General features: G+C 66.5%; 16 protein-coding genes. 12 read left to right on the top strand and 4 right to left on the bottom strand.

Going from position 1 to position 16221, the window contains the following annotated elements; genetic code table 11:
- The first annotated feature begins 18 nt into the window (after positions 1–18).
- Both AC07X4_RS17985 and AC07X4_RS17980 read left to right on the top strand, forming a co-directional pair.
- A complete protein-coding gene (locus AC07X4_RS17985) occupies positions 19–1065 on the top strand; it encodes an ABC transporter permease (RefSeq protein WP_494740852.1) in 1047 nt (348 codons plus the stop codon).
- Positions 1062–2771 carry an ABC transporter ATP-binding protein gene (locus tag AC07X4_RS17980; RefSeq protein ID WP_494740851.1) on the top strand — a complete coding sequence of 570 codons (1710 nt, stop codon included), beginning with the start codon at positions 1062–1064 and terminating at the stop codon, positions 2769–2771. Before AC07X4_RS17985 ends, AC07X4_RS17980 begins: the two co-directional genes overlap by 4 nt.
- 130 nt (positions 2772–2901) lie before the next feature.
- Here AC07X4_RS17980 and AC07X4_RS17975 read toward each other — a convergent pair whose 3' ends face one another.
- Entirely contained in the window at positions 2902–3501 is a 600-nt protein-coding gene (locus AC07X4_RS17975; protein WP_056746575.1) for a lipocalin family protein, read from the bottom strand.
- Between the two features lie 328 nt (positions 3502–3829).
- On the opposite strand from AC07X4_RS17975, the gene AC07X4_RS17970 reads away from it, so the two are divergent.
- The gene (locus AC07X4_RS17970) at positions 3830–4453 is read left to right on the top strand and encodes a hypothetical protein (protein ID WP_494740850.1); all 624 of its coding nucleotides are present in this window, start codon (positions 3830–3832) and stop codon (positions 4451–4453) included.
- A 63-nt stretch (positions 4454–4516) separates the two neighbouring features.
- Here AC07X4_RS17970 and AC07X4_RS17965 read toward each other — a convergent pair whose 3' ends face one another.
- Complete coding sequence (locus tag AC07X4_RS17965; protein ID WP_056746573.1) at positions 4517–4867, bottom strand: FlxA-like family protein; 351 nt, start codon at positions 4865–4867, stop codon at positions 4517–4519.
- Between the two features lie 69 nt (positions 4868–4936).
- Positions 4937–5836, bottom strand: coding sequence for a LysR family transcriptional regulator (locus AC07X4_RS17960; RefSeq protein ID WP_494740849.1), 900 nt, complete (start codon positions 5834–5836; stop codon positions 4937–4939).
- A gap of 125 nt (positions 5837–5961) precedes the next feature.
- On the opposite strand from AC07X4_RS17960, the gene AC07X4_RS17955 reads away from it, so the two are divergent.
- The 8 genes from AC07X4_RS17955 to AC07X4_RS17920 all read left to right on the top strand — a co-directional run bounded on the left by AC07X4_RS17955 (position 5962) and on the right by AC07X4_RS17920 (position 15084).
- Positions 5962–6951, top strand: coding sequence for a tripartite tricarboxylate transporter substrate binding protein (locus AC07X4_RS17955; RefSeq protein WP_494740848.1), 990 nt, complete (start codon positions 5962–5964; stop codon positions 6949–6951).
- 32 nt (positions 6952–6983) lie between these two features.
- Complete coding sequence (locus tag AC07X4_RS17950; protein ID WP_494740847.1) at positions 6984–7895, top strand: alpha/beta fold hydrolase; 912 nt, start codon at positions 6984–6986, stop codon at positions 7893–7895.
- 33 nt (positions 7896–7928) lie between these two features.
- Complete coding sequence (gene leuC / locus AC07X4_RS17945) at positions 7929–9347, top strand: 3-isopropylmalate dehydratase large subunit (RefSeq protein WP_494740846.1); 1419 nt, start codon at positions 7929–7931, stop codon at positions 9345–9347.
- A complete protein-coding gene (gene leuD / locus AC07X4_RS17940) occupies positions 9344–10009 on the top strand; it encodes a 3-isopropylmalate dehydratase small subunit (RefSeq protein ID WP_494740845.1) in 666 nt (221 codons plus the stop codon). Before leuC ends, leuD begins: the two co-directional genes overlap by 4 nt.
- Before the next feature lie 174 nt (positions 10010–10183).
- Complete coding sequence (locus AC07X4_RS17935) at positions 10184–11038, top strand: hypothetical protein (protein ID WP_494740844.1); 855 nt, start codon at positions 10184–10186, stop codon at positions 11036–11038.
- Positions 11039–11061: 23 nt separating this feature from the next.
- Positions 11062–11532 carry a hypothetical protein gene (locus AC07X4_RS17930; RefSeq protein WP_494740843.1) on the top strand — a complete coding sequence of 157 codons (471 nt, stop codon included), beginning with the start codon at positions 11062–11064 and terminating at the stop codon, positions 11530–11532.
- Positions 11533–11659: 127 nt separating this feature from the next.
- A complete protein-coding gene (locus tag AC07X4_RS17925) occupies positions 11660–12895 on the top strand; it encodes a radical SAM family protein (protein WP_494740842.1) in 1236 nt (411 codons plus the stop codon).
- Positions 12880–15084, top strand: a complete 2205-nt coding sequence (locus AC07X4_RS17920; protein WP_494740841.1) for an ATP-binding protein — start codon at positions 12880–12882, stop codon at positions 15082–15084. Before AC07X4_RS17925 ends, AC07X4_RS17920 begins: the two co-directional genes overlap by 16 nt.
- A 37-nt stretch (positions 15085–15121) precedes the next feature.
- Here AC07X4_RS17920 and AC07X4_RS17915 read toward each other — a convergent pair whose 3' ends face one another.
- Positions 15122–15553: a hypothetical protein gene (locus AC07X4_RS17915; RefSeq protein WP_494740840.1), complete on the bottom strand. Its 432-nt coding sequence runs from the start codon at positions 15551–15553 to the stop codon at positions 15122–15124.
- A gap of 176 nt (positions 15554–15729) precedes the next feature.
- On the opposite strand from AC07X4_RS17915, the gene AC07X4_RS17910 reads away from it, so the two are divergent.
- Positions 15730–16221: 2'-5' RNA ligase family protein (locus tag AC07X4_RS17910; RefSeq protein ID WP_494740839.1), on the top strand; the 492-nt coding region annotated here is incomplete at its 3' end.

Below are 16221 nucleotides of genomic sequence, written 5' to 3'. Positions count from 1 at the left end.
AACGAACCCATGGCCCTGATGAGTTCTGCTCCCGCATCGCCTTCGCTCTCGCCCTCCCGCCGCGCGTGGCTGCGCTTCAAGCGCAATCGCCTGGGGTACTGTAGCCTGCTGATCTTCTGCGCCCTGGTGCTGGTGAGCCTGTGCGCCGAGCTGGTCAGTAATGACAAGCCTCTTATCGTGCGCTACGAGGGGCAAACCTACTTCCCCATGCTCAAGGACTACCCCGAAAAGACCTTCGGCGGAGACTTCGAGACACCAACCGATTACCTGGACCCCTTCATCAAGGAGCGCCTCTCCTCTGGCAGCAACTGGGCGCTTTACACCTTGAACCCCTACGGCCCCAACACGCTCAATTACTTCGCCAAGGCACCCAACCCCTCGGCGCCCACGTCAGACAACTGGCTGGGTACGGACGACCGCGGACGTGATCTGCTGGCGCAGCTGCTGTACGGATTCCGTGTGAGTGTGCTGTTTGGTCTGGCGCTCACCATTACAGGCGTGTTGCTGGGCATGCTCACCGGCGCCATCCAGGGGTTTTTTGGCGGCAAGACCGACCTGGCGTTCCAGCGCTTCATCGAGATCTGGGGCTCCATGCCCGAGCTGTATCTGCTCATCATCTTCAGCGCGGTATTCGCGCCCAGCATTGCGCTGCTGCTCATCTTGCTGAGCCTGTTCGGCTGGATGGGGCTGTCGGACTATGTGCGGGCCGAGTTCCTGCGCAACCGCCAGCTTGACTATGTGAAGGCGGCGCGCGCCCTGGGGGTGAGCAACGCCCAGATCATCTGGCGCCACATCCTGCCCAACAGCTTGACGCCCGTGGTCACGTTCTTGCCCTTCCGCATGAGCGGGGCCATCCTGGCGCTGACATCGCTGGATTTTCTGGGTCTGGGTGTGCCGCCCGGCACGCCCTCGCTGGGCGAGTTGCTCAGCCAGGGCAAGAACAGCATTGATGCGTGGTGGATATCGTTGTCCACCTTCGGCGTGCTGGTGGTCACCTTGTTGTTGCTGACCTTCATGGGGGACGCGCTGCGCGATGCCCTCGACCCACGAAAGGCAGACCAATGACGTCCCCCACGCTCGGCACTGGCGTGTCCTCGCTGCCCCCCGAGGGGGCTCTCGCTGCCTTGGGGCGGCCCGGCGGCGGCTCGGCTGCGGGTCTGCCACTGTTGAGTGTCCACGACCTGCATGTGTGCTTTGGCTCCAAAGATGTGGTGCGCGGCGTCAACTTCACGTTGGCTGCGGGCGAAAAGCTGGCACTGGTGGGCGAGTCCGGCTCGGGCAAGACCATCACGGCGTTGAGCATGCTGCGGTTGGCGGGCAATGCCGCCATCACCGGCCAGGCTTTGCTGCAAGGGCGGGGCGACCTGCTGGCGATGACCGAGCGCGAGATGCGCGGCGTGCGTGGCGGCGACATCGCCATGGTGTTCCAGGAGCCCATGACCGCGCTCAACCCGCTGATGACGATAGGCCAGCAGATCGCCGAAATCCTGCTGCTCAAGAAGGGGCTCACCGGCGCCCAGTGCGCGCAAGCCGCCATCGAGCTGCTGGCGCAAACCGGCATCCCCGAGCCCGCGCGCCGCGCCAACAGCTTTCCACACCAGCTCTCGGGCGGCCAGCGCCAGCGCGCCATGATCGCCATGGCCCTGGCCAGCAGCCCCAAGCTTTTGCTGGCCGACGAGCCCACCACCGCACTGGATGTGACCTTGCGCGGCCAGATCCTGGACCTGCTGAGCGACTTGCAGCGCCAGACCGGCATGGCGGTGCTGCTGATCACGCACGACCTGAATCTGGTGCGTCGCTTTGCCGACCGTGTGGCCGTGATGGAGCAGGGGGTGCTGGTAGAGCAGGGCCCAGTGGCCGACGTGTTTGGCGCGCCCCAGCATGCCTACACCCACCGTCTGATCGCCAGCCAGCCGCGCCGCGATGTGGTCGAGGCCGACCCACCCGCAGGCACTGCGCCGGTGGTGCAGACACAGGATCTGCGCGTGGTCTACCCCACGCCATTGCCGGGCATCAGGGGCTGGTTCAAGAAGGGCGAGTTTGTGGCGGTGCAAGGTGCCACGCTGCAACTCCTGCCCGGCCAGACGCTGGGCGTAGTGGGCGAATCCGGCTCGGGCAAGTCCACGCTGGCCCAGGCCATCCTGGGCCTGCTGCCATACGCGGGTGAGTTGCAGGTGGGAGGGCAGGCGTGGCAACAGCCTGCCACGCGCAACACACCAGCCAACCAGAAACTGCGCCGCCGGGTGCAGGTGGTGTTCCAGGACCCGTTCTCATCGCTGTCACCGCGTCTCACAGTCGAAGAGATCGTGGGCGAGGGCCTGAAGGTGCACGAGCCCACACTGACCGTGGCCCAGCGCCGCGTGCGCGTCGAGGCCGCGCTGGACGAGGTGGGCCTGGCCGAGACCCAGTACCCGCGTTTGCTCGAGCGTTACCCGCATGAATTCTCCGGCGGCCAGCGCCAGCGGCTGGCCATTGCGCGTGCCTTGATCGTGCAGCCCCAGGTGCTGGTGCTGGACGAGCCCACCAGCGCGCTCGATGTGACCATCCAGCAGCAGGTTCTGGGCCTGCTGCAGCGCCTGCAAAAAGAAAAGGGCCTGAGCTACCTGCTCATCACCCACGACGTGGATGTGATCCGCGCCATGGCGCACGATGTGGTGGTGATGAAGGACGGCGCGGTGCTAGAAAGTGGCAGCGTGGCCGATGTGCTGGATGCCCCCCAGCACCCGTACACCCTGCGTCTGGTAGCTGCCGCCACAGTGCCTGGTGGGTGAGTTTCAAGCCAAATCTGCCGCAGGCGCAAGTGCAATGTGCCCCGGTTGCTATCATTTTTGATCATCTGGTGCCATCGGCGCCGGGCTGTTGACTGGGCGCCGCAAGCCTTCAGGCCCCGCTGCGCTGTCATCAGGTCCTGACCGCCACCCGGCGCGCATGTTGCTCTGCACCGGGCTGCGCCCAGACGATCTTGCTCACATCCACTCCCAGGGCCTTCGCGCGCTCCATCAGGTGTTCGCGCACATGCCAGGGCAGGGTGGGGGTGCGTGACAGTACCCACAGGTAGTCGGTGCTGGAGCCCACCACCATCGCCCACTGGTAGTTTTCGTCCAGCGCCACCACGTTGTAGCCGCCATAGAACGGTCCGAAGAACGACACCTTGAGTGCGGCCCGGTCGGGGCTGTCCACAAACTCTGCCCGGCCTTCAGCCTCTCTCCACTGCTTGCGCACCGGGTCGTACCCTCGGTTCACCACCTTGATGGTGTTGTCCGCGTTGCGGCTGTACGTGGCGCTGGCCTGGGTCAGCCCCCGCTCAAACGAGTTTTCAATGCGCGCCAGCTCGTGCCAGTGCCCTGCATACCGGTCCACGTCAAAGCCCGTGACGGGTTGCACGCCATCCGGTGTGCGTGGCGTCGAGCACGCTGACAGCACCAGCACACCCATCAACGCAGCCGCGCCCACGATGAGCGGCCAGGGGGAGCGGCGAGGTGCGGTGCGGATGGCTTGCATGGCGGGTTCTCCTGTGGGTGGGTTCTGGTGGTGGGGCCAGCGCGCTGGCTGTGCCCCTCTCCTCGCAACCGACTGTAGGGACCGTGGAATGCGCCCGGTGTAGGAAGGCGCTGGCGCCCTGTGTCGGCGGTGTGGCGGGTCTGGTGTCCTGTCCGGTCGTTGTCGCCGTAGCGTGGGCATTGAGCAGCCCGCGTGCCGCATGTCCTGTGCGTTGTCACCGATGTATGCATGCAGCCTGCCCCGTGCGGGGTTAGAGTGCTGCAGGGCAACGGCAGTGGGGCCTCTCCACCCCTCCCGCGTTCGGCCGTTATGTTGTCAAGGAGGTCCCGTGAACCATCCCAGCTCTCCATCCCTTTCTGCGTTCCCTGCCGCCTCGGCACAGGCGCAGCAACACAGTCTTGCTGCCGACGACCCGGCCACACGCAGCTACCAGCAGGCGCGGCGCAACGGCCTGCCGGGTGCGTGGAGCTGTGGCTTGCACCTGGGGCCTCACCAGGTGCTCTGGGCTGCGGGGGCAGATACCCCCATGCCGTCCGTGCGGCTGAGTCTGCTGCTGGGTGGCGAGCGCACGGCGCGCCAGTTTTTCCGCCATGCCGTGCCCACACCTCTGGAACTGGAGAACGCCATTGCCGCAGTGGAGGATGAGGTCCATGTGGGCCACCAGCAACTGCAAGGCCTGTTGCCCGGCGGGCAGGTGTGGGCCCCATGGTCTGCAGATGCGGCGTTGCATGACCTGGCCACCTTGGCGGGTGTGCCGCCGGGGGCCCAGCGCGTGCTGACGCTGGAGGCCATGGAGCGTCTTTTCAACCGCCTGGCCGCTGTGGCTGAAGGGCGCCCGGCCGCACACGAAGGCCTGCCGGAGGATCCTGTCTTTGCGGGCACGCTGCTGGTGTTGCGCGAGCTGATGCACCACCTGCCATTTGCCACGCTGACCCTGGTGAACAGGCCCTAGCCGTTCTCCAAGACGGCGTGACGCTGCACCCTCCGCAGCATGTACTCGCGCAGTGCCATAGCACTAAGCAAAGGTATCGACCGACTCTCCCAACCCCGGCAGGCTCTGCGGCTTGTTCACCGGGGTGGATCGTGGCTGCTGGCTGGCCTTGGCCTGTTGCTGTGCCTGGGCTCGGTCCATCTGCTCTTGCTGCATCTGGCGCTGGATGGCTGCTATCTGTTGCTGCACCATCTGGATCTGGGCCTGCAGCAGTTTGACCTTCTCCTGCTTGGCCTTGGGCTCCATGTCCTGTCCGGCGACGTTGCGCAGTTCGTCGGTCAGTTCACGCATCCGTTTTTGCAGCTTGTTGATGTTGCTGGCTGCACTGGCGCTGGACGCTGTGCCCGTCGAAGGGGTTGCACTTGAGATCTGCATGCTGTGTTATCGGCACATCCGCAGAAATCTCAAGCCGTGGCCCGTGCGATGACTTCAGCCTGCGGGCCTTCATGCGTGCGGCGGTGCCGAGAACCACTCCCGCAGGAAGTCCGTCAGCGCGCTCATCTTGGCCGACAGATCGCTGCGTGTGGGGTAGACCAGCGTCACATCGGCCGCCGGCAGCGACCATGTTGGCAGCACGCGCAGCAAGCGGCCTGCAGAAAGGTGGACCGCCACGTCCCATTCGGATCGCATCAGCACGCCGTGGCCCTCCAGCGCCCAGGTGGTGGCAGCTGCGCCATCGTTGGTGCTCAGCATGCCGCGCACCTTCACCGTCTCCTGGCGCTCGCCCTGGCGCAGATGCCAGGTGCCGTAGGTCTCGTCGCTTTCGCGGATCACGATGCACTGGTGGGCCAGCAGGTCTGCCGGTTGCACAGGCTCGCCTGCCTGGGCAAGGTAGGTGGGCGATGCACACAGCACACGCCGGTTGGCGAGCAGTTTGCGGGCCGTGAGGCGTGAGTCCGGCAGGTCGCCAAATCGCACGGCGGCGTCAAAGCCTTGTTCCACCAGGTTCACGGGCCGGTCTGTCAGGTGCAGCTGCACCTCCACCTCGGGGTAGGCGCGTGCAAACGCCGACAGGGCGGGGGCAATGTGCATTCGGCCAAAACCCAGCGTGGCTGCCAGCTTGATGAGCCCGCGTGGCGAACTGCGCGCGCCAGCCACGGTGCGCTCCAGCGCATTCAGGTCACCGAGGATGCGCGCGCCGTCGAGCAGGTAGGTCTCACCCTCGGGCGTCAGGCTCATGCGTCGGGTGGTGCGGCGCAGCAGCCGCACGCCCAGCCGCCGTTCCAGCTGCGCCAGCCGCCTGCTGGCGGCCGGGGGAGTGATGCCCATCTGCTGGGCGGCAGCCGCGAGGCTGCCTTCCTTCATCAGCAGTGCAAAAAACCGCAAGTCGGAAAAAGCGTCCATGGGCTTGTGGGTGATTAGTGTGTTTGATTTACGAATGAAGTAATTTTGAATGACTTTATGTGAATCCTGCTCACTCATAAGATGTCACTGCAACACAACACAAGAACCTTGCAGGAGACAAACCCATGAACACATCCCACCCCTGGCGGGCACGAACATGGCGCGCCGTGGCCACGGCCGCACTGACCTTGTCTGCCGCCGCTGGCGCATGGGCCCAGGCATACCCCGCCAAGGCCATCAAGCTCGTGGTGCCCTATGCACCCGGCGGTAGCGCGGACATTGCGGCCCGCCTGATCACCGACGAATGGGGCAAGGCCCTGGGCGGCTCGCTGTTCATCGAGAACAAGGGCGGCGCGGGCGGCAACATCGGCGTGGACATGGTGGCCAAGTCCGCACCGGACGGCTACACCGTCGGCCTGCAGACTGTGTCCCTGGCCATCAACCCCAGCCTGACGGCCAAGATGCCGTACGACACCCTGAAGGACCTAGCGCCCATCGGCATGGTGGCCAGTTCGCAGCATGTGCTGGTGGTCAACAACGCGTTGCCAGCCAAGAACGTCAGGGAACTGGTGGCCCTGCTCAAGGCCAAGCCGGGGCAATACTCCTATGGTTCAGCGGGGGCGGGCAGCACCTTCCACATGTCGGCCGAGCTGTTCAAGGCCGTGGCAGGCACGCCCATCGTGCACATCCCCTACCGTGGCGGCGGCCCGGCCATGATCGACACCATGTCCGGCCAGGTGGCCATGAGCTTCCCGGTGCTGTCTGCAGCGCAGCCGCATGTGCAGGCGGGCAAGCTGCGCGCATTGGGCGTCACGGGCACGAAGCGTTCACCACTGATGCCCGACGTGCCCACCATTGCCGAGGCTGGCCTGCCGGGCTACATGTTTGAAACCTGGTTCATCGTGTTTGCGCCGGCCGGCACACCCAAGCCAGTCATCGATAAGCTCAACACCAGCCTGAACCAGGCACTCAACACCCCCGCTCTGAGAGAGCGCATGGCCAGGGATGGATTCGACCCGACGCCTTCGACGCCAGAGCAGGCCCGCGCCCGGCTGGAGCAGGAAATGCCGCAATGGGCCAAGCTCATCAAGGAGCGGGGCATCACGGCAGAGTGAACACGTCTGCGCTGCAATACCCACCGACACCCATGACCACGACCACGACGACCCCGCTTTTCCCCGGCTTCACCGCCCGCCGCGTGCCCACGCCCGACGGCCAGCACATCCACACGCTGGTGGGCGGCACAGGCCCGGCCTTGCTGCTGCTGCACGGGCACCCGCAGACCTCGGCCATCTGGCACAAGGTGGCGCCAAAGCTGGCGCAGCACTTCACGCTGGTACTGGCGGACCTGCGCGGGTATGGCGATTCGGCGAAGCCCGAGGGCGACGCGGAGCACCTGCTCTACAGCAAACGCACCATGGCCGCCGACATGCTGGCCGTGATGCAGCACCTGGGCCACCCGCGCTTCACCGTGCTGGCCCATGACCGGGGCGCCCGCGTGGCGCACCGCCTGGCAGCCGACCACCCGGCGGCCGTGCAGCGGATGGTGCTGCTGGACATAGCGCCCACCTTGGCCATGTACGAACAGGCCAGCAACGCCTTTGCCCGTGCCTACTGGCACTGGTTCTTCCTGATCCAGCCCGCGCCGCTGCCCGAGCGCCTGATCGAGGCCGACCCTGCCGCCTACCTGCGCGACGTGATGGGTCGGCGCAGTGCGGGTCTTGCCCCGTTCGATCCACGCGCCCTGGCCGAGTACGTGCGCTGCCTGGCATTGCCCGGCACGGCCCATGGCATCTGCGAGGACTACCGTGCCTCTGCGGGCATCGACCTGGTGCACGACCGTGCCGACCGCGATGCGGGCCGCCAGTTGCCCATGCCTTTGCTGGCGCTGTGGGGCGAGCAGGGCGTGGTGCACCAGTGCTTCCAGCCCCTGGCCGAGTGGCAGCGCGTGGCGGCCGACGTGCGCGGCCATGCATTGCCCTGCGGCCACTACATCGCCGAGGAGGCCCCTGATGCGCTGCTCAACGCGGCGCTGCCCTTCCTGCTGGCCGACCGGTAAGGCCGCACCCAACGACAACCCCCGACGCTGACCATGACCACTCCCTCAACGCTCTACCAGAAGCTGGTGGCATCGCACACCGTGGCCGTTCTGGACGAACAGAACGTGCTGCTGTTTTGCGACCTGCACCTGATGAATGAATACACCAGCCCCCAGGCCTTTGCCGGCCTGCACGAGGCCGGGCGCGGCGTACCCGTGCCGGGGCAGAACGTGGCGGTGGTGAGCCACATCATCCCCACGCACCCGGTGCGCTGGCGCACCATCCAGGACCCGCCCTCGGCCCTGCAGGCCACCAACCTCAAGGCCAACTGCGACCGCCACGGCATCCCGCTGTTCGACACCAACGACCCTTTGCAGGGCATCGAGCACGTGATCGCGCCCGAACACGGCATGGTGCGCCCGGGCATGGTCATCATCTGCGGCGACAGCCACACCACCACCTACGGGGCACTGGGGGCCTTGGGTTTTGGCATCGGAACCTCGGAGGTCGAGCATGTGCTGGCCACCCAGACGCTGGTCTACCGCCTGGCCAAAGACATGCGCATCCGCGTGGACGGTGTGCTGCCCAGCGGCACCACGGCCAAGGACCTGATCCTCATGGTCATCAGCCGCATCGGTGCGCAGGGCGCACGCGGCTATGTGGTGGAGTTCTGCGGCAGCGCCATTGGCGCGCTGTCGGTGGAGGCGCGCTTCACGCTGTGCAACATGGCCGTGGAGGCGGGCGCCCGAGGCGCACTGATCGCACCCGACGCCACCGCCATTGACTACGTGCTGGCCAAGGCCCCCGACATTGCGGGCGACATGCGAGCGCAGGCACTGGCGCACTGGGCCACCCTGCACAGTGACGAGGGCGCTGCATTTGATGCGGAACATGTGTTTGACGCGGCTGACGTCGCCCCGTTCGTCACCTGGGGCACTAGCCCCGACCAGGCCATGGCCATCAACGCCACGGTTCCCCGTCCCGAAGAACTGGCCGATGCCGTGCAGCGCAGCAGCGCCGAGCAAGCGCTGCGATACACCGGGCTCGTCGCCGGCCAGTCCCTGCAGGGTGTGCCCGTGCAGCATGTTTTCATCGGCTCCTGCACCAATGCGCGCATTGAAGACCTGCGCGAGGTAGACCGCATTGTGGGCAGCCGCCACGTGGCCCACGGCGTGCGCGCCATGGTGGTGCCCGGCTCCGGCGCAGTGAAGGCCCAGGCCGAGGCGGAGGGCATTGCCGAGCGCCTGGTGGCCGCAGGCTTTGAGTGGCGCCAGCCCGGCTGCTCCATGTGCCTGGCCATGAACGACGACGTGCTCGCCCCCGGCCAGCGCTGCGCATCCACCACCAACCGCAATTTCGAAGGCCGCCAGGGCCGGGGCGCCATCACCCACCTGGTGAGCCCAGCCATGGCTGCAGCCGCCGCCGTCACCGGTTGCATCACCGACGTCCGTACCCTGGAGGTGCCAGCATGAGCGCCGATCAGCACACCATCGTGCACGGCCAGGCGGCCCTGCTCGACATTGCCAACCTCGACACCGACCAGATCATGCCCAAGCAGTTCCTGCGCGGTATCGACAAGTCGGGCCTGGCTCCCGGTCTGTTTTACGATCTGCGGTTTGACGGGGAAGGATTGCCACGCCCGGATTTCGTCCTCAACCAGGCGGCTTTCCAGGGGGTGGATGTGCTCATCGCGGGCTCCAACTATGGCTGCGGCTCCAGCCGCGAGCACGCGGTGTGGGGCATGCAGCAGTACGGCTTCAGGGCCGTGGTGGCATCGAGCTTTGGCGAAATCTTCTACTCCAATGCGCTCAACAACCGCCTGCTGCTGGCCATGGTTTCCGAGGCGGATGTGCAGGCCTTCAAGGCGCAGGCTGTGCAGCTGCGAGGCCCCCTGGCAATCACCATCGATGTACAGCAGCGCATGGTGCGCAGCGCGGGGCACAGCGCGCAGTTTGTGCTGTCCGACCGGCACCAGAGCATGTTCCTGCAGGGACAAGATGTGATCGGCGCATCGCTGTCGTATGCCGATCAGATACAGGCCTTTGCCCAGCGCCACTGGGCTGCCCAGCCCTGGGTGAAGGACGTGGCGCTGCGCACGCGGGCGCGCCTACAGGCCCAGCGCGCACAGGGCTGAGCGCGCCCCGTGCGCCGCACCTGCGGGCGGCGTGGGCGGCTTGGGTGGTGTGGGCGGTTGACGTCCTGTCCAGTGCACAGGGTGTGGGGGGTGGACAACGTTGCGAGGGACAGGTCCTGATCGGGCGGTAACAATTCGTGCACTTTCACACGGACCCACCCCATCCCCAGAGCCATGTCGCAAAACACCCATACCCTGCACCTGTTCTTCGAAGACCCGATCAAGCTCAAGATGGGCCAGTTGGTCTACCAGTACCTTGCCACGGGCAACACCGAGCAGGCACGGCGCTGGGCCGACAAGCTTGGCGGCGCCGATCTCGATGCGCTGTGGGATGCCCAATGGTTCAACCAGGAGGCGGTTGCCGAACCCGGTCACCTCACGCTGCGGTTCGACACCGGCACGCACGACGACCTGCCGCTGCGCGCGTTGGAGACCCTGTTCGCCCACGGCCTGCGGGCTGCGGTGCTGGAGGTGTTCTACGACCAGGTCGGTGAAACCGAGCGCATGCACTTTGACCGGGGCCAGTGGGTGTCGCGCCGGGCGTTCATGGACGCCAACCCGCAGTGGCGCGCTGTGGTGGAGCCCGCGCAGCAGGACGGCGAAGGCCAGGACGGGGAGACCGAAGACCGCTACGCCTGTTCCAAAGACCCGGCCAAGCCGCTGGCTGTGGCCAAGCTGCGCCAGCAGGAAGAAAAGCGCAAGCGCGAGGCCCAGGAGGCGGCCGAGGCGTTTGTCGAGATGGCGAAGGCGATGGGCAAAAGCGGCAAGTCGCCCGTGCAGGGCCTGATGGCCGTGCTGCTGTTGCGCGCCGGGCTCAAGGGACTGGTGCACGCAGTGGTCTTCACGGTGGTCACCGTGCTGCTGTTCAAGGGCTTCTGGCTGTGGATGGGCCTGGGGCTGGTGCTGGCCGTGGCGCTGCCGCTGTACTACATGGCCACCGAACACAAGGAGCTGCGCGGGGACGACGGAGACGATGACGCCGCCCCGCCTGGCGACGACGGCCCCGCCACGGTGATGGCACCCCAGTAAAAGCATCTCAGGAGAACAACAACATGCTGACGCAAATCGAATGGTGGGGTGGGGTGATCTTTGTGCTGGGGGCGCTGACCTACCGCATGGTCATGGGGGCGCTGGAAAGGCCGACGGACGGCATTCCCTGGTACCGGCTCATGATGCACGTGTTCTTTCTGGCCCCGGCCGCTCTGCTGGCGGGCTACTTCTATCCGCTCACGCAGCCCGCGCTGCAATACGGCTACCTGGCGCTGCTGGCCGTCTCGCTGCTGGTGGTGGCCGTGATGCTGGTGCAGGAGATGACCGGCGACTCGGGCGAGGGCCAAGAAGAGGGGCGCAGCAATGAGCCCTTGAAGGAGGGCGCGACAGCCAAGGCCGACGATACCGACGAGTACGAAGAGCCCGGCTGGCTGATGTCGGTGGTCGGCGCCATGGTGCTGTACAGCCCGGTACTCACGGCCTGTGGTCTCGCCAGCTACAAGGCCTGGCCCATGGTGCAGCGCCTGGCGTAGTGCATCCGCAGTGCGCAGTGGGATGGCGGTGGTCTGGCAAGGCTGACAATGCCTGCCCACCATCCCCATGTTTTTCGCAGCCCTTGGTTTTGGCTCGGTGTACCCGCCTTCGTTAGTCCACAACTCCATGTCCCCCGATTCCTTTGCCGATCTTCTGTCGGTCTACATGCGCCGCATCCGCGCCAGCGCCTCCGGCGTGGCCACCGAAATTGGCCTGAGCCGTGAGGCCGTCAACAACTGGCGCAACGGCATCTCGGTGCCCAACCCGCGCTCGCGCGACAAGCTGGTGGCCTGCACCCGGTACCTGCGCCTGACGGAGAGTGAGGCCAACCGCCTGCTCAGCGCCGCTGGGTTTGCGCCGGAGTTTCCGCTGCAGGCCGAATCCACCGGTGCGCAGCCGTTTGCCGCGTTCCAGGACAAGGTGTTTGCGCAACTGGCCCAGGCGGTGCCATACCCCATCTCGCTGCTGCTGTCGCCCGCGCACTGGGGGCAGCCGCCGTTCCGGCACGAGCTGCTGCAGCGCGCCCGCGCGCAGTACGGCGAAGGCTCGGTGCTGCACATCCAGCCGCCCTACAGCGTGAGCACCGTGCCCGCCGAATACTTCGCGGCCATCGGCCGCCAGTGCGGGCTGGGCGATGTGGCGTCGGACTACGAGTTTGAATCCGCGCTGGAGCGCCGCCTGCTTGCGGGCGAGCGCATCTTCTGCCTGGTCAGCCGCTTCGAGCAGGGCACGCCCGCGCTGCGCGAAACCCTGGCGGGCATTTTGCGCAGCCTGAGCGAAATGCACAGCGGCCGCCTGCACCTGCTGCTGTGCGGAGGGCAGGCGCTGGCCGACCTCAAGTACCGCAGTGGCGACCTGTCGCTGCTCAACATCGCCCAGGTCCACCACTGGCCCGACCCGTCGCTTGACGACCTGCTGCAACTGGCTCGCCACCGCTGGCCCGAGCAGCCCTGGTCCGAGCCGGTGGTGGCTGCACTGCAGGCCCTGAGCGGAGGCCATCCCGCGCTGTTTGAAGAAGGTCTGCAATGGCTGATGGACCACCCCGGCGCGGGCGCCAGCCTGCACGAAGGCCAGCCCGCCTTCAGCGCCTTGCGCACCCACCTGGCCAGCAGCCCGCGCCTGTGGCAAACGTTTCTGCCGCTGGCGCAGGTGCCAGCCAGCCGGGCGCGCCTGCAGCAGTTGCTGGGCGCGGACGACCTCGGCCGCGCACGGCCCTACCTGCAGGACGACGACCTGCGCAGCCTGTTCTGGGGCAACCTCATCCTTGCGCGCGGCGTGGGGGACGCAGCGCGGCTGCACTGGCGCAGCCCCACGGTGCGCGAGGCCGGCTGGATGGTGCTGGATTCATGCTCGGCCGACTGACGCCCTGGCTGTCCCGGCCCGTGGTGCGCGCCGTGGTCATTGCGCTGGTCACGCTGTTTGTGGCCAGCGCCGTGTTCACGCCCCAGCACAACCCGGCCACGCGAGACAGGTTCATGGCGGCAATGAACGTCGGGCCGCTGTGGGGCGAGCTGGTGCAGTGGCGTGTGGCGATGGTCAACGCCCGCAACGAGCTGGATGCCTGGCCCACGGACATTCAGAAGTACGCGCCGCCCATTGCCAACCCGCAGCTGCGCGTTACTTCCCCGCGCCCCAATGTGCTGCAGGCCGACATTGCCCACAACCCCGAATTTGGCAAGCTGGCGGGCACGCAGGTGGTGGTGGAGTTGCAGCCTGGTACCCACACCTGGACCTGCCGCCCCGGCAACCCGCCCATCCCGCAGGGCTACCTGCCCATCAACTGCCAACAAGGCAGCACCGACGATTTCGAGCCTGCCAAGCCCGCGCCAGACGCTGACCCCTTTGGCTGGATGCGCTCGCTCATCGCGTGGTGCGCGGTGATCTTTGGTGTGGGCGCCGTACTGTGGGTGGTTCGCCACCCGCTCATCGGTGCGGGCCAGCTGCGCCCTGCGCGCCTGCGCCGCACACCGCTGGCGCGACTGCCGCACATCGACCGGCTGCTGCGCTGGCTGCGGCGGCTGGAACCCACGCTGCAGGCCGCCGATGTCCGCCTGGTGGACTGGCGCCGCGCGGTGGCCTGCGCCCAGGCCACGGGCAGCGAGCGCGCCCCGGCCCTGGCCCGCGCGCTGGCCGAACGCGTGTCCGCCCGCTGCCAGCCCAGCACCGACTGGGCGCTGCCCGGTGCGGTGTTTGAGTGGTCGTTCCCGCCCGACCTGCCCGTGTCGCTGGACCGTTGCCTGGTCTTTGTGCCCACGCATGGCATCGACGAAGCCACCGTGCTGCGCCAGCTGCGCGCCGTGCAGACCGGCAGCGATGTGCTGCTGATCCTGAGCGAGCACAGCGTGGACACCCCCTGGCCGCTGCTGCACGCCCACGCACAAGACCGCGCCAACCTGCATGTGATGGCCGACAGCGCCAGCCAGACCGAATGGCTGATTGGCGGCGACGCCCTGCAGGTGCTGCTGCGCCTGCTGGCTGCACAGCTGCGCATCACCCGCATCTCGCCCTACCAGACGCGCGGCGGTGTCACACGTGAAGGCGCCTTCTTCGGCCGTGCGCAACTGCTGGCCCGCGTCATCAACCGCGAGCCCGCCAACTACCTGGTGGTGGGTGGGCGCCAGCTGGGCAAAAGCAGTCTGCTCAAGGCCGTGCAGCGCCGCATGGCGGGCCACCCGCACACTGTGTGCCACTACGTCTCGCTGCGCGACCATCGCCTGGCGCCACGCATGGCGTTGCAGTTTGGCCTGCGCGCCGACACACCGCTCGAAGCCATCGTGGACCACCTGCAGGCGCAGTACCAGGGCAAGCGCCTGGTGCTGCTCATCGACGAGGCCGACCTGTTCTTCCGCGACGAATCGTCCAATGGCTATGTGCAGCTGTCCACCCTGCGCGCGCTCAGCGAGGAGGGCCGCTGCTGGTTCATGCTCGCGGGCTTCTGGGACTTGTACGCCACCGCCGTGCTGGACTACCAGAGCCCGCTGCGCAACTTTGGCGAGGTGCTGACCATCGGCGGCCTGGAGCGCGATGCCTGCCGCGAACTGGCCACCGAGCCACTGCGCAAGCTGCGGCTGGGTTTTGACAACGAGCACCTGGTGAACCGCCTGGTGGACGCCAGCGGCCAGCGCGCCAACCTGGTCGCCATCCTGTGCCAGGAATGCCTGGAGGCGCTGTTGCCCGGCGAACGCGTGATCGAAAAGCGCCATCTCGACCAGGCCCTGGCCTCGCAGGCCGTGCAGGACGCACTGGCCGGCTGGGGCCGCCTGAGCCACGACGAAGCCGCCTGCCGCCTCGACCGCATCGTGGTCTACCACACGGCCCAGGCGGGCCAGTCCAGCCTGGTCACCCTGGCCCAGCTGCTACAAAGCCACGGCATCGCGGGCGACGCGCAGGCCCTGCGCCAGTCACTGGCACGTCTGCAGCTGGCCTACGTGCTGCGCAAACACGAGGGCGGCGAATACCGCTTTGCTATCCCGCTGCTGCAGGACCAGTTTGAACCGGCGGAGGTGGAACTGCTGCTGCACCAGGAGCTGGCGGTGCTGGCGCGCGCTTAGTCCGTGCGGCCCGGCTCATGTCGTGAGCCGGCTGTGTTTACGGTGACTTGCGAGGTGGACTGCCCGCCAATCGCCTCAGCGCTTCAAGCTCCGTGGGCATGTGGAATACGCGGATGCCTGTCATGGCTTCGATGGCCTCTCGCTTTGACCTAATATCTGTTCTGTCACTGGTGATGAAGATGGAGCACCCGGCTTTGAGAGCGGAGTCGAGATGTTGCGCATCGACGCGTTTACCGATGAGTTTTCTCAGTGGCTCAAAGTTAGTTGTTAGTGCATCGTCATCCCAACTGCCCGTATCTTCAGCCCAGCTCAAATGGGCTTGTTCCCAAGTGGAAGCCGATCCTGGGACGAAATTTGTCACCTTCCGGCTGCGTTGTTCAAAAGGGAAGTAGTGAGTTGTGATCAGTCCCGAGGCTTCAAGCTCTGCGACCTCTTTCAACATGCCACCTGTATCAACATAAACTTTCATCGTCCCATCCTGGGTGTGATTGAACAAGTGGCGTTTGTTATGGGAGCTTGATGTTGGATGTCATCCATTTACGCTCCGCCGTGGCTTGGTCCAACAACGAACTGTCTCTCTGAATACTTGCTCTCAGTCTCAGCTAACAGTTGCTATTTTTCAGACTCAGTGCGGAGGTTACTCCCGTGAATCGCCCCCTGTACACCATTGCTTGTCCCACCTGCGCGCCGCAAGACATGCAGGCCATCGAAACCTGGCGCGCCGCCAACGACCCCACCGGCCACGCGCTGGTGCGCCCGCATTTCACCCTGGTGTTTGCTGGCAACGCGGTGGACGAAGCCACCTACCTTGCCCATGTGGCGGCGGTGGCGACGCGCACGGCGCCCATCGCATTCCACTGCCGCTACGCCATGCTGGGGGCCGACGCCCACAGCCCGCGCGCCCATGCCTATCTGGTGCCGGACGAAGGCTATGCCGCGTTGTCTCTGCTGCACGACGCGCTCTACACCGGCGCGCTGGCCGACGCGCTGCGTCTGGACCTGCCTTACACCCCGCACATCACCGTAGGCACTTTCGAGTCAGCACCCATGGCGCGCGCGTGGTGCGCTGAGCGCAACCAGGCGGGCGTGTCTGTGCCCGGCCAGGTGGCTGCGCTGTGGGTGGGGCAAGTGGTGGGT

This window comes from Acidovorax sp. GW460-11-11-14-LB4 (assembly GCF_059423685.1).
The sequence above is the reverse complement of the archived record's forward strand: the minus strand, read 5'-3'. Positions and strand labels throughout refer to the sequence as shown.

What these genes read in the sequence shown, in the direction of transcription:
- AC07X4_RS17985 (WP_494740852.1), top strand. Translation starts at nt 19, where the DNA reads ATGAGTTCTGCTCCCGCATCGCCTTCGCTCTCGCCCTCCCGCCGCGCG.
- AC07X4_RS17960 (WP_494740849.1), bottom strand. Translation starts at nt 5,836, where the DNA reads ATGGACGCTTTTTCCGACTTGCGGTTTTTTGCACTGCTGATGAAGGAA.
- AC07X4_RS17980 (WP_494740851.1), top strand. Translation starts at nt 1,062, where the DNA reads ATGACGTCCCCCACGCTCGGCACTGGCGTGTCCTCGCTGCCCCCCGAG.
- leuD (WP_494740845.1), top strand. Translation starts at nt 9,344, where the DNA reads ATGAGCGCCGATCAGCACACCATCGTGCACGGCCAGGCGGCCCTGCTC.
- AC07X4_RS17920 (WP_494740841.1), top strand. Translation starts at nt 12,880, where the DNA reads ATGCTCGGCCGACTGACGCCCTGGCTGTCCCGGCCCGTGGTGCGCGCC.
- AC07X4_RS17965 (WP_056746573.1), bottom strand. Translation starts at nt 4,867, where the DNA reads ATGCAGATCTCAAGTGCAACCCCTTCGACGGGCACAGCGTCCAGCGCC.
- AC07X4_RS17955 (WP_494740848.1), top strand. Translation starts at nt 5,962, where the DNA reads ATGAACACATCCCACCCCTGGCGGGCACGAACATGGCGCGCCGTGGCC.
- AC07X4_RS17930 (WP_494740843.1), top strand. Translation starts at nt 11,062, where the DNA reads ATGCTGACGCAAATCGAATGGTGGGGTGGGGTGATCTTTGTGCTGGGG.
- AC07X4_RS17925 (WP_494740842.1), top strand. Translation starts at nt 11,660, where the DNA reads ATGTCCCCCGATTCCTTTGCCGATCTTCTGTCGGTCTACATGCGCCGC.
- leuC (WP_494740846.1), top strand. Translation starts at nt 7,929, where the DNA reads ATGACCACTCCCTCAACGCTCTACCAGAAGCTGGTGGCATCGCACACC.
- AC07X4_RS17950 (WP_494740847.1), top strand. Translation starts at nt 6,984, where the DNA reads ATGACCACGACCACGACGACCCCGCTTTTCCCCGGCTTCACCGCCCGC.
- AC07X4_RS17975 (WP_056746575.1), bottom strand. Translation starts at nt 3,501, where the DNA reads ATGCAAGCCATCCGCACCGCACCTCGCCGCTCCCCCTGGCCGCTCATC.
- AC07X4_RS17935 (WP_494740844.1), top strand. Translation starts at nt 10,184, where the DNA reads ATGTCGCAAAACACCCATACCCTGCACCTGTTCTTCGAAGACCCGATC.
- AC07X4_RS17915 (WP_494740840.1), bottom strand. Translation starts at nt 15,553, where the DNA reads ATGAAAGTTTATGTTGATACAGGTGGCATGTTGAAAGAGGTCGCAGAG.